The organism is Burkholderia sp. BCC1996 (genome assembly GCF_905339955.1).
GTDB lineage: Bacteria > Pseudomonadota > Gammaproteobacteria > Burkholderiales > Burkholderiaceae > Burkholderia.
Window position 1 is genome coordinate 103,800 of record NZ_CAJPHM010000020.1, and the last position, 13,149, is coordinate 116,948.

General features: G+C 66.1%; 16 protein-coding genes. 2 read left to right on the forward strand and 14 right to left on the reverse strand.

Annotated features, from left to right (window positions below):
* Positions 1-72 precede the first annotated feature (72 nt).
* The 10 genes from rpoE to U4Z64_RS26700 all read right to left on the reverse strand — a co-directional run bounded on the left by rpoE (position 73) and on the right by U4Z64_RS26700 (position 7,965).
* Positions 73-672 (reverse strand): RNA polymerase sigma factor RpoE, encoded by a 600-nt coding sequence (gene rpoE / locus U4Z64_RS26655; RefSeq protein WP_006752490.1) that lies wholly within the window; start codon positions 670-672, stop codon positions 73-75.
* Positions 673-763: 91 nt separating this feature from the next.
* A complete protein-coding gene (locus tag U4Z64_RS26660) occupies positions 764-1,228 on the reverse strand; it encodes a hypothetical protein (protein ID WP_044844771.1) in 465 nt (154 codons plus the stop codon).
* A 12-nt stretch (positions 1,229-1,240) separates the two neighbouring features.
* Complete coding sequence (gene fabF / locus U4Z64_RS26665) at positions 1,241-2,473, reverse strand: beta-ketoacyl-ACP synthase II (RefSeq protein WP_044844772.1); 1,233 nt, start codon at positions 2,471-2,473, stop codon at positions 1,241-1,243.
* Positions 2,474-2,637: 164 nt separating this feature from the next.
* The gene (acpP, locus tag U4Z64_RS26670) at positions 2,638-2,877 is read right to left on the reverse strand and encodes an acyl carrier protein (protein WP_004197638.1); all 240 of its coding nucleotides are present in this window, start codon (positions 2,875-2,877) and stop codon (positions 2,638-2,640) included.
* A 144-nt stretch (positions 2,878-3,021) separates the two neighbouring features.
* Positions 3,022-3,771, reverse strand: coding sequence for a 3-oxoacyl-ACP reductase FabG (fabG, locus tag U4Z64_RS26675; RefSeq protein WP_044844773.1), 750 nt, complete (start codon positions 3,769-3,771; stop codon positions 3,022-3,024).
* A gap of 36 nt (positions 3,772-3,807) precedes the next feature.
* Positions 3,808-4,740, reverse strand: a complete 933-nt coding sequence (gene fabD, locus U4Z64_RS26680) for an ACP S-malonyltransferase (RefSeq protein WP_044844774.1) — start codon at positions 4,738-4,740, stop codon at positions 3,808-3,810.
* Positions 4,741-4,825: 85 nt separating this feature from the next.
* Complete coding sequence (locus tag U4Z64_RS26685; protein ID WP_044844775.1) at positions 4,826-5,815, reverse strand: beta-ketoacyl-ACP synthase III; 990 nt, start codon at positions 5,813-5,815, stop codon at positions 4,826-4,828.
* Positions 5,816-6,922, reverse strand: coding sequence for a phosphate acyltransferase PlsX (gene plsX, locus U4Z64_RS26690; RefSeq protein WP_044844776.1), 1,107 nt, complete (start codon positions 6,920-6,922; stop codon positions 5,816-5,818).
* Positions 6,923-7,051: 129 nt separating this feature from the next.
* Complete coding sequence (rpmF, locus tag U4Z64_RS26695; RefSeq protein WP_006051932.1) at positions 7,052-7,231, reverse strand: 50S ribosomal protein L32; 180 nt, start codon at positions 7,229-7,231, stop codon at positions 7,052-7,054.
* Positions 7,232-7,329: 98 nt separating this feature from the next.
* Complete coding sequence (locus tag U4Z64_RS26700) at positions 7,330-7,965, reverse strand: YceD family protein (protein ID WP_044844777.1); 636 nt, start codon at positions 7,963-7,965, stop codon at positions 7,330-7,332.
* Positions 7,966-8,230: 265 nt separating this feature from the next.
* On the opposite strand from U4Z64_RS26700, the gene U4Z64_RS26705 reads away from it, so the two are divergent.
* Together U4Z64_RS26705 and U4Z64_RS26710 are read left to right on the forward strand one after the other, a co-directional pair.
* On the forward strand, positions 8,231-8,863 hold the full coding sequence (locus U4Z64_RS26705; RefSeq protein WP_044844778.1) for a Maf-like protein: 633 nt from the start codon (positions 8,231-8,233) through the stop codon (positions 8,861-8,863).
* Positions 8,860-9,582, forward strand: coding sequence for an SAM-dependent methyltransferase (locus U4Z64_RS26710; RefSeq protein WP_257767826.1), 723 nt, complete (start codon positions 8,860-8,862; stop codon positions 9,580-9,582). Before U4Z64_RS26705 ends, U4Z64_RS26710 begins: the two co-directional genes overlap by 4 nt.
* A 63-nt stretch (positions 9,583-9,645) precedes the next feature.
* Here U4Z64_RS26710 and U4Z64_RS26715 read toward each other — a convergent pair whose 3' ends face one another.
* From U4Z64_RS26715 to U4Z64_RS26730, 4 genes are read right to left on the reverse strand one after another with little or no spacing between them, the layout of a single operon-like run.
* Complete coding sequence (locus tag U4Z64_RS26715; RefSeq protein WP_321821529.1) at positions 9,646-10,638, reverse strand: S49 family peptidase; 993 nt, start codon at positions 10,636-10,638, stop codon at positions 9,646-9,648.
* Between the two features lie 12 nt (positions 10,639-10,650).
* Positions 10,651-11,061 carry a Rieske (2Fe-2S) protein gene (locus tag U4Z64_RS26720; RefSeq protein WP_321821530.1) on the reverse strand — a complete coding sequence of 137 codons (411 nt, stop codon included), beginning with the start codon at positions 11,059-11,061 and terminating at the stop codon, positions 10,651-10,653.
* Positions 11,058-11,717: an HAD-IA family hydrolase gene (locus tag U4Z64_RS26725; RefSeq protein ID WP_044844782.1), complete on the reverse strand. Its 660-nt coding sequence runs from the start codon at positions 11,715-11,717 to the stop codon at positions 11,058-11,060. Before U4Z64_RS26725 ends, U4Z64_RS26720 begins: the two co-directional genes overlap by 4 nt.
* A gap of 5 nt (positions 11,718-11,722) precedes the next feature.
* On the reverse strand, positions 11,723-12,727 hold the full coding sequence (locus U4Z64_RS26730; RefSeq protein WP_044844783.1) for an RluA family pseudouridine synthase: 1,005 nt from the start codon (positions 12,725-12,727) through the stop codon (positions 11,723-11,725).
* Positions 12,728-13,149: the final 422 nt, after the last annotated feature.

Sequence of the window (13,149 nt, forward strand, 5' to 3'; positions counted from 1 at the left end):
GCACACACCCCGTCGTGATTTCACGACTCTATCCGTAATAGACCCCGACCCGCGTCGTTGCACCCGTCGCGCTTACCAGCGCTTGCCTTCGGGCGTATCGAGCAGCGGACGCAATTTCGCAGCGATTGCCTCGCGCGCCCGGAAGATCCGCGACCGGACCGTCCCGATCGGACAATCCATCATTTCCGCGATCTCTTCGTAGCTCAAGCCCTCGATCTCGCGCAGCGTAATCGCCTGGCGCAGCTCTTCGGGCAGGACGGCCATTGCAGCGTTAACCGTCTCGGCAATCTGCTTGCTCATCAACATCGACTCAGGCGTGTTGATATCCCTTAGTTGGTCTGCGTCGGAGAAAGTTTCCGCTTCCTCGGCATCGGCCTCGGTGGAGGTCGGTGCCCGCCGGCCCTGCGTCGCAAGGTAGTTCTTCGCCGTATTGACGGCAATCCGGTACAACCACGTGTAGAACGCCGACTCGCCGCGAAATTGCGGCAGCGCACGATACGCCTTGATGAACGCGTCCTGGGCCACATCCTCGACCTCGGCGGGATCCCGCACGAGGCGCGAGATCAGCCGAATGATCTTGCGGTGGTATTTGGAGACCAGGAGTTCGAACGCTGCCTTGTCGCCTTTCTGTACGCGCTCGACCAGAGCCTGATCGATTTCTTTTTCACTCACCTGACAAATCCGTTAACTAGGGATGCAACGCGGAGCGTTATTGTAGCGTTCCGGCGCCGGCCGCTGGTTACGGCTGGTAACCGCGCCGCCGTCATGCCCGCCCCGCCGTGCCCGCGGTACGCGCCAGCACGGACAGCGCGCTGAACGACGCGGCGTCGAGCGCATCGGCCGGAATCAGCAACGGCCGCGCGCGCCGGGCGCCCTGCCCGACCGACAGCACGAGCAGCAGGCTGCTCCAATGTGCATGGCCCGTCACGCGGCCCCGGGCCAGCAAGCGCCCGGTGCGGCCAAACGCCGCAATCTCCCCGAATGCATCGATCCGCAACTCGGCCGGCAGCCGGCGGGCACAGGCCCGCGCGGCGCACACGGCAAGCAGCGCGGCCGTCGCCGCCGACACGCACGCGCCGGCGGCGGCACCGGCCCGCGGCGCCCAGAACAGGTACGCGGAGGCGGCCGCCGCCGCGACGAACGCGGCCAGCACCACATACGACACGGCCGAGGCCCGCAATGCAAAGCATTGCGGACGCCCGGCCGGAGCATCGAATGGACTCGTCAAGCGATTTCAGCGTCAGACGCGCTTGAACACCAGCGTGCCGTTGGTACCGCCGAAGCCGAAGTTGTTCTTCACGGCCACGTCGATCTTCATGTCACGCGCGGTGTTCGCGCAGTAGTCGAGATCGCACTCGGGGTCCTGGTTGAAGATGTTGATGGTCGGCGGCGACACGTTGTTGTGCAGCGCCAGCACCGTGAACACCGACTCGAGGCCGCCCGCGCCACCCAGCAGGTGACCCGTCATCGACTTCGTCGAGTTCACCACGAGCTTGTACGCGTGCTCGCCGAATGCCGCCTTCACCGCATCGGACTCGTTCTTGTCGCCGAGCTGCGTCGACGTGCCGTGCGCGTTCAGGTACTGGACCTCGTCCGCGTTCACGCCGGCGTCGCGCAGTGCCGCGACCATGCAGCGGCGCGGACCGTCCATGTTCGGCGCGGTCATGTGGTACGCATCGCCCGTCATGCCGAAGCCCGAGACTTCCGCATAGATCTTCGCGCCGCGTGCCTTCGCCGCCTCGTATTCCTCGAGCACCATCACGCCTGCACCCTCGCCCAGCACGAAGCCGTCGCGGTCCTTGTCCCACGGACGGGACGCGGTGGCCGGATCGTCGTTGCGGGTCGACAGCGCGCGCGCGGCCGCGAAACCGCCGATGCCCAGCGGCGACACCGTCGATTCGGCGCCGCCCGCGACCATCACGTCGGCGTCGCCGGCCTGAATCAGGCGCGCCGCGAGGCCGATGCTGTGCAGACCGGTCGTGCAGGCCGTCACGGCCGCGAGGTTCGGGCCCTTCAGGCCGAACATGATGCTCAGGTGACCCGAGATCATGTTGATGATCGAACCCGGCACGAAGAACGGCGAAATCCGGCGCGGGCCGCGATCGACGTAGGTCTGGTGCGTGTCTTCGATCATCGGCAGGCCGCCGATACCGGAGCCGACCAGCACGCCGATGCGTTCCGCATTGGCTTCGTTCACTTCGAGGCCGCTGTCCCGGATCGCCTGGACGCCGGCTGCGATGCCGTAATGGATGAACGTATCCATGTTGCGGGCTTCCTTCGCCGGGATGTACTCCTCGGCGCTGAAACCCTTCACTTCGCCCGCGAAATGGCAGGCGAGGTTCGACGCATCGAACTTCGTGACGGTGGCGATACCGGACTTGCCGGCGACGAGATTGGCCCAGCCGTCGGCAACATTATTGCCAACAGGCGAAATCAGCCCCAGGCCTGTAACAACAACACGACGGCGGCTCACGGTAACCTCTTTTCCATTATTGGATGACAAAAACAAAAGCCACAGTGGCCACAGGAACCAGCCCTGCGAGCCCTGTGGCTGTTAGTCCGTCCGGCACGAAGCCGGCAGGATGGCGCGTCAATCGCGAAGATCGCGGCGACGTGGCGGACAAGCGCGAAACGCGCTTACGCCTTGACGTTTGCGCGAGCGTAGTCGATCGCTTGCTGAACGGTCGTGATCTTCTCTGCTTCTTCGTCCGGGATTTCCATGCCGAACTCGTCTTCCAGAGCCATCACCAGTTCGACCGTGTCGAGCGAATCCGCGCCCAGATCGTTCACGAACGATGCTTCGTTCTTGATCTCGGCTTCCGCGACGCCCAGTTGCTCAGCGACGATCTTCTTGACACGTTGTTCGATGTTATCCATTACCCCTCCGAGGGAAAGTTCAGATTTACAAGTGCGCGCATTTTATCAGGTTTGCTGACGGCAAAACGCGCGTTGGCTTGATGGTCGATCAAGCACCGATCCGCCTGAAAAACGGGATACGGCGCGGATGGTAAACGAAAACCGTTACGACATGTACATGCCGCCGTTCACGTGCAGCGTCGTGCCGGTGATATAACCGGCCTGCGGCGATGCGAGGAACGCGACGGCATGGGCGATGTCTGCCGGGCTGCCGAGGCGGCCGAGCGGAATCTGGGTCTTGAGCGCGGCCTGCTGTTCTTCCGGCAGCGTCTTCGTCATGTCGGTGTCGATGAAGCCCGGCGCGACGCAGTTCACCGTGATGCCACGGCTGCCGATTTCACGTGCAAGCGCACGCGTCATGCCCGCGACGCCGGCCTTCGCGGCCGCGTAGTTGACCTGGCCCGGGTTGCCGGCCGAGCCGACCACCGACGTGATGTTGATGATGCGGCCGCCGCGGGCCTTCATCATCGGGCGCAGCACCGCGCGCGACAGGCGGAACACCGACTTCAGGTTGGTGTCGATCACCGCATCCCAGTCCTCGTCCTTCATCCGCATCGCGAGCTGGTCCTGCGTGATCCCCGCGTTGTTGACGAGTACGTGGAGCGCGCCGAATTCCTTCACGGTCGCGTCGATCAGCGCTTCGGCTGCCGCCGCGTCGTTGACGTTCAGCACCGCGCCGCGGCCCGTCACGCCCGCTTCCGCGAACCCGGCGGTAATCGCGGCGGCGCCCGATTCGCTCGTCGCCGTGCCGATCACCGTCGCGCCCAGGCGCGCGAGTTCGAGCGCGATCGCCCGGCCGATGCCGCGCGATGCGCCGGTCACGATCGCGACCTGTTTATCGAGAGTCTTTTCCATGAATCGAATATCCGTCTCTTGAGGAAAGGCGCCGCGTCAGGCGGTCGCCAGCTTCAGTGCTTCGTCGAGCGAAGCCGGATCGAACACCGATGCGCCGACCAGGTTGCCGTCGATGCGCTTCGTCAGGCCTGCCAGCACCTTGCCCGGACCGCATTCGATCACGTGCGTGACGCCCGTGCCCGCGATGTGCCGCACGCATTCGACCCAGCGCACCGGGCCCGCGGCCTGGCGCACCAGCGCATCCTTGATCGCGGCCGGATCGCTGACCACCGCGACGTCGATGTTGTTGACGACCGGAATCTGCGGCGCCTTCACGTCGACGTTCGCGAGATAGTCGCGCAACTGGTCCGACGCCGGCTTGAGCAGCGACGAATGGAACGGCGCCGATACCGGCAGCGGCAGCGCGCGTTTCGCGCCCTTCGCCTTCGCGATCTCGCAGGCCTTCTCCACGGCCGCCTTCGCGCCCGCGATCACGACCTGCGCCGGCGCGTTGAAGTTCACCGCTTCGACGATGCCCGCTTCCGCGGCTTCGGCGCACACGGCGCGCACCGTGTCATCATCGAGACCCAGGATCGCCGCCATGCCGCCCTGGCCGACCGGCACGGCCGTCTGCATCGCCTGCGCGCGGAAGCGCACGAGCGGCACCGCGTCCTTGAACGCGATCGCGCCCGCGGCGACGAGCGCCGTGTATTCGCCGAGGCTGTGGCCCGCGACGATCGACGGTGCCGGACCGCCGGCCTGCTGCCATGCGCGATAGCACGCGTAGGCGGCCGTCAGCATCACAGGCTGCGTGTTGGTGGTCAGATTCAGCTCTTCGGCCGGACCTTCGGCGATCAGCTTGCCGAGATCCTGATTGAGTGCATCGGATGCTTCCTGGAGCGTCTCGCGCACGACGGCGAGATCGGCGAATGCGTTGAGCATGCCGACCGACTGCGAGCCCTGCCCCGGAAAAACGAATGCGAATTTCATATCGTCCCCAATTGAATCGATTCGGACGGCGCGCACGAACGGCGCGCCGGTTCGGGATCCGCGCGCAGCAGTTGCGCGCCGCGGATCAGTAGCGGAAGACGGACGCGCCCCACGTGAAGCCGCCGCCGACGCCTTCGATCAGCACGTGCTGACCGCGCTGGATGCGGCCGTCACGCACCGCGGCGTCGAGCGCCAGCGGGATCGACGCCGCCGACGTGTTGCCGTGCTGGTCGACCGTCACGACCATGCGCTCCTGCGGCAGGCCGAGCTTGCGGCAGGTGCTGGTCATGATGCGGATGTTGGCCTGGTGCGGAATCAGCCAGTCGACCTGCTCGGGCGCGAGGTTCGCCTTGGCGAGCGCCTCGATCGCGACCTTTTCGAGCACGTTGACCGCGAGCTTGAACACGGCCTGCCCATCCATGTACAGGAACGCGCTGCCGTCGATCACACCGCGATTGACGTTGCCCGGCGTGCAGAGGATGTTCGAATAGCTGCCGTCCGCGTGCAGCGCGCTGCCGAGCACGCCCGGCTCTTCCGATGCGGACAGGATCACCGCGCCCGCGCCGTCGCCGAACAGCACGCAGGTCGTGCGGTCCTTGAAATCGAGAATGCGCGAGAACGTCTCCGCGCCGACGATGAGCGCCGTGCGGTGCTGGCCGCTGCGGATGAAGCTGTCGGCCGTCGCCATCGCATAGGCGAAGCCCGAGCACACGGCCTGCACGTCGAATGCCGCGCCGCCGTTCTTGATGCCGAGCTTGTTCTGCAGCAGGCAAGCCGTGCTGGGGAACACGAAATCGGGGGTCGAAGTCGCGACGATGATCAGATCGATCGACTGCGGATCGATATCGGCCGCCTCGATCGCACGGCGCGCCGCTTCGAGCGCGAGATCGCTCGTCGTGACGTCCGGTGCGGCGAAATGGCGCGCATGGATGCCCGTGCGCGCAACGATCCACTCATCGCTCGTCTCGATGCCTTCCTTCGCGAGACGGTCGGCGAGCTGCTGGTTCGTGACCCGGTCGGGCGGCAGGTAGCTGCCCGTGCCGAGCACGCGGGAATAGAGAGTCGATTGGGCCATTTATGCTTTAGAGGATTGCGCAGCGGAAGGTTCGGCGTGGTGGCCTGCGGCCGGGCTCGTCGGGCCCGCGCCGCCCGCGTCGTGTTCGCCGTCGCCGAGCGACACCGAATTGTCCGCCATCGCACGCGTGAGGCGCTCCAGCACGCCGTTTTTGACGGCATCATAACCCCGTTTGATCGCCCACTCAAACGCGTAGGCGTCGGCCGAACCGTGGCTTTTGATCACGAGGCTCTTCAGCCCCAGCAGCGCCGCGCCGTTGTACTGGCGGTGATCGACGCGCTTCTTGAAACGCATCAGCACCGGCAGCGCGAGCAGCGCCATCAGCTTCGACATCAGCGACCGGCCGAACTCCTCGCGGATGATGTCGGACAGCATCTGCGCGAGCCCTTCGGACGTCTTCAGCGCGACGTTGCCGACGAAGCCGTCGCAGACGATCACGTCGACCGTGCCTTTGTAGATGTCGTTGCCTTCGACGTTGCCACGGAAATTCAGCGTGCTGGCGCGCAGCAGTTCGCCGGCGCGCTTGATGGTCTCGTTGCCCTTGATGACCTCTTCGCCGATGTTCAGCAGGCCGATCGTCGGACGCTCCTTGCCTTCGAGCGCGGCGACGAGCGCGTGCCCCATCTCCGCGAACTGCAGCAGGTGCTGCGGCTCGCAGTCGACGTTCGCGCCGAGGTCCAGCATCATCGTGTAGCCGGTCGGGTTCGGCAGCGCGAACGCGATCGCGGGCCGCTCGATGCCGGGCAGCGTCTTGAGCACATAACGGGAAACGGCCATCAGCGCGCCGGTGTTGCCGGCGGAAATACAGGCCTGGGCCGCGCCTTCCTTGACGTGGTTGAGCGCGACACGCATCGAAGAATCCTTCTTCTTGCGCAGCGCCACTTCGACAGGGTCGTCCATCGCCACGACTTCGGTGGCGGGCACGATGGTCAGCGCGGGATCGTCGAGGGCTTTCAGCTTTTTCAGCTGAGCGCGGATCGCGCTTTCGATGCCGACGAGCATCAGGTGCGCATCGGGATGCGCGCGGACGAACTTGACTGCCGCGGGAACGGTCACGGACGGGCCGTGGTCGCCTCCCATGCAATCGATTGTGAGCTTTACGGTCATGGAATGCGACGAATTTCAGGCACAAAAAAGCGGCAGTTGAATGCCGCCTTTTTGTTGCGCCAGGAAAGTGTCAAGCGAACCAGTTGTCACGCGAACGGCGATCGTAGCGCGCAACGCGTGACTTGACGCTTAGTCGTTCTTCGTCTTGACGACTTTCTTGCCGCGATAGTAGCCGTTCGGGCTGACGTGGTGACGCAGGTGCACTTCACCCGTGCTCGGCTCGACTGCCAGCGGCGCTGCCGTCAGGAAATCGTGCGAACGATGCATGCCGCGCTTCGACGGCGACTTCTTGTTTTGCTGGACTGCCATGACTAACTCCTAAATAATTTTCCGGATTCTAACACAGCCCGATCCGGCGCTTAACTACCCTGGCCCAAAGCCCTTACGCCTTCCCGCGCCACAACTGCTTAGTGTTTCTTGCTGCCGTCCCCGTCCTTCTTCAGCGCTTCCAGCGCTGCGAACGGATTCGGCCGTTTGCCTTCGTCCTCGTCTTCGGCGGACTCGTCGTCCGCGTCTTCCGAAGGACCGCTCGCACCCGACACGAGGCTTTCGTGAACTGCCGGGCAAACCTCGTGCTTGGGCACGAGCGGCAACGAAAGCAGCAATTCCTCTTCGATCAAGTCGACGAGATCGAACTGGCGTGAGCCCACGATCACATCGGCTTCATCGTCGTCGAGCGGAAATTCTTCAGCTTCTTCTTCGGTCGCAACGACCCGGTACGTCATGTCGACGTCGAACGTCTGGTCGTACGGGGTCATGCAGCGCTGACACGTGAGCCACGCATGGCCGTGCACCGCGAGGCGCAGATACGGCTGCTGCCCATCGGCGCCGTCGTCCTGCAACTCCTTCTGGGTGAACCCTTCGGCCTGCCACGTGAAGACCGTGTCGCGATCGGGCGCGTCCGCCGGCACTTCGTTCAGCATGCGCGGCAGTTGCGACAGGCGCACGGCACCCGCTGCCTGCCGCCCGCTGCGGGCGAATTCGAACAGGTCGACCGCGTGCGGATCAAGCGCTGCCGCAGGCTTGCCAGAAGAAGTGTTCATGTTGCGCTCCTGCCTACAGGCTGACTTGCGGGATCCGGCTTGCTGGCGCCACTCATTTGACGCCGCGCACGTACGCGATCCACGCCACGTACGCCTCGCACGATTACGTACTTTACTTCCGAAGACCCGGCAGGCGCCACCACTGCGGAAAGCCTGCCGACGAAAAGCGGGAAAGCATACCTGTTTTACCTTTTGCGGTCAATCACTTATGCTTGCGCCCTTGCAACACCGCGCCACACCCGACGACTCACCGACCCAACCGACCATGCCGGATACCGTTTGCCGCCCGCCGCGGCTGATTCTCGCCTCCAGTTCCCGCTACCGCCGCGCGCTCCTCGAGCGCCTCGGCCTGCCGTTCGACGTCGTGTCGCCCGACCTCGACGAAACCCCGCTCGCGGACGAAGCGCCGGCCGCGACCGCGCTGCGCCTCGCCGGTGCGAAGGCGCGCGCGGTCGCCGCGACGATCGACGCGCCGGACGGCGTGCTCGTGATCGGGTCGGACCAGGTCGCGACCTTCGACGGCCACCAGATCGGCAAGCCCGGCACGCACGAGCGCGCGCTCGCGCAGCTGCTGTCGATGCAGGGCCGCGACGTCGAATTCCACAGCGCGCTCAGCCTGTACGACAGCCGCACCGGCGAAACGCAGAGCGAGGACGTCGTCACGCACGTGCGCTTTCGCTCGCTGCCCGAGGCCGAACTCGATGCGTACCTGCGCGCGGAAACGCCGTACGACGTCGCCGGCAGCGCGAAGTCCGAAGGGCTCGGCATCGCGCTGCTGGATGCCATCGACTCCGACGACCCGACGGCGCTCGTCGGCCTGCCGCTGATCGCGCTCACGCGGATGCTGCGCGCCGTCGGTTATCCGCTGTTCGCCGCACCCCAAGGAGACCGCGCATGACCGCCGGCACGCTCTATCTCGTCCCGAACACGCTCGGCGAGGGCGACGCATCGATGCTCGCCGCCGTGCTGCCCGCCGCCGTGCAGGCGCGCGCCGGCACACTCGGCTATTACATCGGCGAAAACGCGAAAACGACCCGCGCGTTCCTGAAGAAGATCGGCACGACGCGGCCGATCCAGGAAATCGAGATCAGCGAACTGAACGTCAATACGCCGGCCGGCGCCATCGACCGATTGCTCGCGCCGATACTGGCCGGTGCGGACGCCGGCCTCGTGTCGGAAGCCGGCTGCCCGGCCGTCGCCGATCCGGGCGCGCTGCTGGTGCGCCGCGCGCACGAGCGCGGCGTGAAGGTCGTGCCGCTCGTCGGGCCGAGTTCGATCCTGCTCGCGTTGATGGCGTCGGGCCTGAACGGCCAGAGTTTCGCGTTCAACGGCTACCTGCCGGTCGATGCGGCCGCACGTGCGAAGCGCTTGCGCGAACTTGAGCAACTGTCACGCAAGGCGCGCCAGACGCAGATCTTCATCGAGACGCCGTACCGGAACCAGGCGATGCTGGATACGCTGATCGCGACCTGCGCGCCGTCGACGCAGATCTGCGTCGCGGCCGACCTGACCCTCGAGACCGAGACGATCGCCAGCCGCTCCGTGGCGGACTGGAAAAAGACGCCTGCGCCGAATCTGCAGAAGCGCCCCGCCATCTTCCTGCTGCTCGCGAACTGAAGCCGGCGGCCGCGCGACCCGGGGCGCCCTGCCCCGTTCGCCGCGGCGCCGGCTGGCCGCCGCTCAGCGCAGGCTGAACGACGTGCCGCCCGCGGTGAGCGCCTTCATCGCGGCACCGCCGACCGCCGCGCCGAACTTGCGCGCGACGCGGTTCGTCAGGCTTTCCTTCACCGTATAGTCGACGAGATCCGGCGCCTTCAGCACGTCGCGCGCGACCGTGTCGGTCGTGCCGTAGCCGTCGGCGAGCCCGAGCTCGACGCTCTTTTCGCCGGTCCAGAACAAGCCCGAGAACATGTCGGGCGTTTCGTGCAGCCGCTTGCCGCGGCCGTCCTTCACGGCCTTGATGAACTGCGCATGGACCTGGTCGAGCAGCGCCTGCGCGTGGGCATCCATCTTCGGCGTCTCGGGCGAGAACGGGTCGTAGAAGCCCTTGTTTTCGCCCGACGTATGCAGGCGGCGATCGACGCCGAGCTTGCCCATCAGGCCCGTGAAGCCGAACCCGTCCATCAGCACGCCGATCGAGCCGACGATGCTCGCCTTGTCGACGAAGATCTTGTCGGCGGCGGACGCAATGTAATAACCGCCCGATGCGCACATGTCCGTCACGACGACGTACAACGGCTTGTCCGGATACTTCATGCGCAGCCGGCGGATCTCGTCGTAGACCATCCCGGCCTGCACCGGGCTGCCGCCCGGGCTGTTGATCCGCAGCACGACGCCGGCCGTGCCGCTGTCGTCGAAAGCGGTATCCAGCGCCGTGTTGATGTCGTCGGCGTTCGCGTTGGTGCCCGCCGCGATCTCGCCGTCGATCGTCACGAGCGCCGTGTGGCGCCCGCTCGCCGAGAATTTCGAGTCGCTCGAGAAATCGATCAGCGCGAACGCGAGCAGCACGAACACGCCGAGGAACGCGAAGCGGAAGAAGATCTTCCAGCGCCGCGCGGCGCGCTGTTCCTTGACGGCCGCAAGCGCGATCCGCTCGAGCGCCGCGCGCTCCCAGTTCGGTTCGCGGCTGTCGGGACGGGACGAGGAATCAGGAAGGTTCGGTTGGTCGGCCATGCAGTGGTGTCGTCAGTCGGTCGTGGCGGGAGGGGGCGGAGCGGCGGGACCCAGGTCGGCATCCGGCACCCAGAATACCGCACGCCCGCCCGGCGTGTCGCGCTCGTCGACCTCGACCGGCCGCAGGCGGCCGCCGCGGCACGGGCCGCCGACGCACTTGCCGGTATCCGGCGCGTAGATCGCGCCGTGCGTCGCGCACATCAGGTACAGGCCCGACGACTCGAAGAACTGCCCTTCGGCCCAGTCGAGCTCCATCGGCACGTGCGCGCAGCGGTTCAGGTAGCCGTATGCACGGCCTTCGTAGCGCACGAAGAACACGACCGCCTGCTCGCCGCGCAGCGTCGCATCGACGCGCACGCCGGCGCCGCCGTCGGCCAGCGCGTCCGATGCGCACACGCGCACGGCATCCGGCGCCGCGCTCACGCGTGCTCCCGCAGCCACGCGGCCAGCGCGCCGACGTCCGGCGCGACGAAGCGCGGTGTCAGCGCGGCCAGCGCATCGGCCGTGTGCGCGCCGTACGCGACGCCGATGCCGGCCGCCCCCGCACTCGCGGCCATCTGCAGGTCGTGCGTGGTGTCGCCGATCATCACGGTGCGCGCGAGATCCTGCCCCAATTCACGGGTCAGTTCGTGCAGCATCGCCGGGTGCGGCTTCGAGAACGTTTCGTCGGCGCAGCGCGTCGCATCGAACAGGCTCGTGAGCTTCGACTGGTCGAGCACGCGGTTCAGCCCGACCCTGCCCTTGCCGGTCGCGACCGCGAGCAAGTAGCCGGTATCGCGCAATTCCGCGAGCAGTTCGCGCACGCCGGCGAACAGCTCGATGCGCTGATCGTCCAGCAGGTAGTGATAGCGGTAGCGTTCGGCCAGCCGCGGATAGTCGGACGGATCGAGGGTCGGAGCAGTAATCTGCAGTGCATCGCGCAGGCCGAGGCCGATGACGTAGCGGGACGCCTCGTCCGACGGCGTGGGCAGGCCGAGATCGCGGCAGGCGGCCTGGATGCTGTGCGCGATGTGCGCAGTCGAATCCATCAGCGTGCCGTCCCAGTCGAAGACGATCAGATCAAATTGCTGTCGGGCCATGCGAGTCAGGCGGTATCGCGCAGAGCGCTGAGTTGATCGAGGAAGCGCCGGCATTCGTCCGGCAGCGGCGCATCGAACTGCAGCGCCTCGCCGGTCAGCGGATGCGCGAGCTTGAGCCGGTGCGCATGCAGGAACATCCGCTTGAGCGACGGTTGCGCGTTCGCGCGCGCCAGCGCCTTGTTCAGTGCGAAATCGCCATACTTGGCGTCGCCGGCGATCGGCAGGCCGAGATGCGCGAGGTGCACCCGGATCTGATGGGTCCGACCCGTTTTGAGTTCCGCTTCAACCAGCGCGTAGTCCGGCCAGCGCTCGATCAGGTTGAACACCGTGTGCGACGGCAGGCCATCGTCCTGTACGCGCACGCGCCGCTCCCCTTCCGGGGTCGAATACTTGAACAGCGGGACCTTCACCACGCGACGGCGGCCCCAGTCGGGCTGCCATTCGCCGTGTCCGCACGCGAAGTAGCGCTTGTCCATCCGGTTCTCGCGGATCTGCTCGTGCAGGCCGACGAGCGCCGTGCGCTTCTTCGCGAGCATCAGGATCCCGGAGGTCTCGCGGTCGAGCCGGTGCACGAGTTCGAGGAATTTCGCGCGCGGGCGGGCCTGCCGCATCTGCTCGATCACGCCGAACGCGACGCCGCTGCCGCCGTGCACGGCGACGCCGGCCGGCTTGTTGATGACGAGCAGCGCGTCGTCTTCATACAGCACCTCGAACTGCGCGGGCGGCACGATCGGCGTGTCGGCACGCGCGAGGTCGGCCGCCGCCACCCGCACGGGCGGCACGCGTACGAGGTCGCCGAACGCGAGACGGTACTGGGCGTCGACCCGACCCTTGTTCACGCGGACTTCGCCGCTGCGCAGGATCCGGTAAATATGGCTTTTGGGCACGCCTTTACAGACGCGCAACAGGAAGTTGTCGATCCGCTGACCGGCCGAGTTTTCGTCGATCTGGATCATCGATACCTGGCCGCTTGCGACTGAATTCTGGGATATTTTGCCTAACTCATTCATACTGAATATAATTTTGCCCAGCCTGACGTTGAGGGTGGCCTGACAGGCCGGTCCCGACGGAATCGGGCAAGGCGCAAGCGCAAACCGTTATTTTACTTGCGCCGGGGGTCTGCTGCTCGCCCCTAATCAAAGAGATGCAGCAAGTTGCACGCACGGCGCCGGCCGTCGGCAAGGATCGCGCCCACAGGCGGATTCGGTCGACCAGGCGCCGCGGTAACGGAAAGTTGGTTGAAAAGAATTTGATCGGCAGCCCGACGGCGCGAGGTGCGTCCGCAGGCTGCCGGTTGCGAAAATTACGGCGTTGCGCCCGATTTGGCCCCGCGAAGCGTGCGGGGCTTGGCGACGTCAAACCAGGGAAGTACACCCCAGGCGGGAAAGTCGGGCTGGATTCGATACTCCCCGCTGCGGCCCAAGCCGCAGCA

What these genes read in the sequence shown, in the direction of transcription:
- acpP (WP_004197638.1), bottom strand. Translation starts at nt 2,877, where the DNA reads ATGGATAACATCGAACAACGTGTCAAGAAGATCGTCGCTGAGCAACTG.
- fabG (WP_044844773.1), bottom strand. Translation starts at nt 3,771, where the DNA reads ATGGAAAAGACTCTCGATAAACAGGTCGCGATCGTGACCGGCGCATCG.
- fabD (WP_044844774.1), bottom strand. Translation starts at nt 4,740, where the DNA reads ATGAAATTCGCATTCGTTTTTCCGGGGCAGGGCTCGCAGTCGGTCGGC.
- U4Z64_RS26685 (WP_044844775.1), bottom strand. Translation starts at nt 5,815, where the DNA reads ATGGCCCAATCGACTCTCTATTCCCGCGTGCTCGGCACGGGCAGCTAC.
- plsX (WP_044844776.1), bottom strand. Translation starts at nt 6,922, where the DNA reads ATGACCGTAAAGCTCACAATCGATTGCATGGGAGGCGACCACGGCCCG.
- rpmF (WP_006051932.1), bottom strand. Translation starts at nt 7,231, where the DNA reads ATGGCAGTCCAGCAAAACAAGAAGTCGCCGTCGAAGCGCGGCATGCAT.
- U4Z64_RS26700 (WP_044844777.1), bottom strand. Translation starts at nt 7,965, where the DNA reads ATGAACACTTCTTCTGGCAAGCCTGCGGCAGCGCTTGATCCGCACGCG.
- U4Z64_RS26705 (WP_044844778.1), top strand. Translation starts at nt 8,231, where the DNA reads ATGCCGGATACCGTTTGCCGCCCGCCGCGGCTGATTCTCGCCTCCAGT.
- U4Z64_RS26710 (WP_257767826.1), top strand. Translation starts at nt 8,860, where the DNA reads ATGACCGCCGGCACGCTCTATCTCGTCCCGAACACGCTCGGCGAGGGC.
- U4Z64_RS26715 (WP_321821529.1), bottom strand. Translation starts at nt 10,638, where the DNA reads ATGGCCGACCAACCGAACCTTCCTGATTCCTCGTCCCGTCCCGACAGC.
- U4Z64_RS26725 (WP_044844782.1), bottom strand. Translation starts at nt 11,717, where the DNA reads ATGGCCCGACAGCAATTTGATCTGATCGTCTTCGACTGGGACGGCACG.
- U4Z64_RS26730 (WP_044844783.1), bottom strand. Translation starts at nt 12,727, where the DNA reads ATGAATGAGTTAGGCAAAATATCCCAGAATTCAGTCGCAAGCGGCCAG.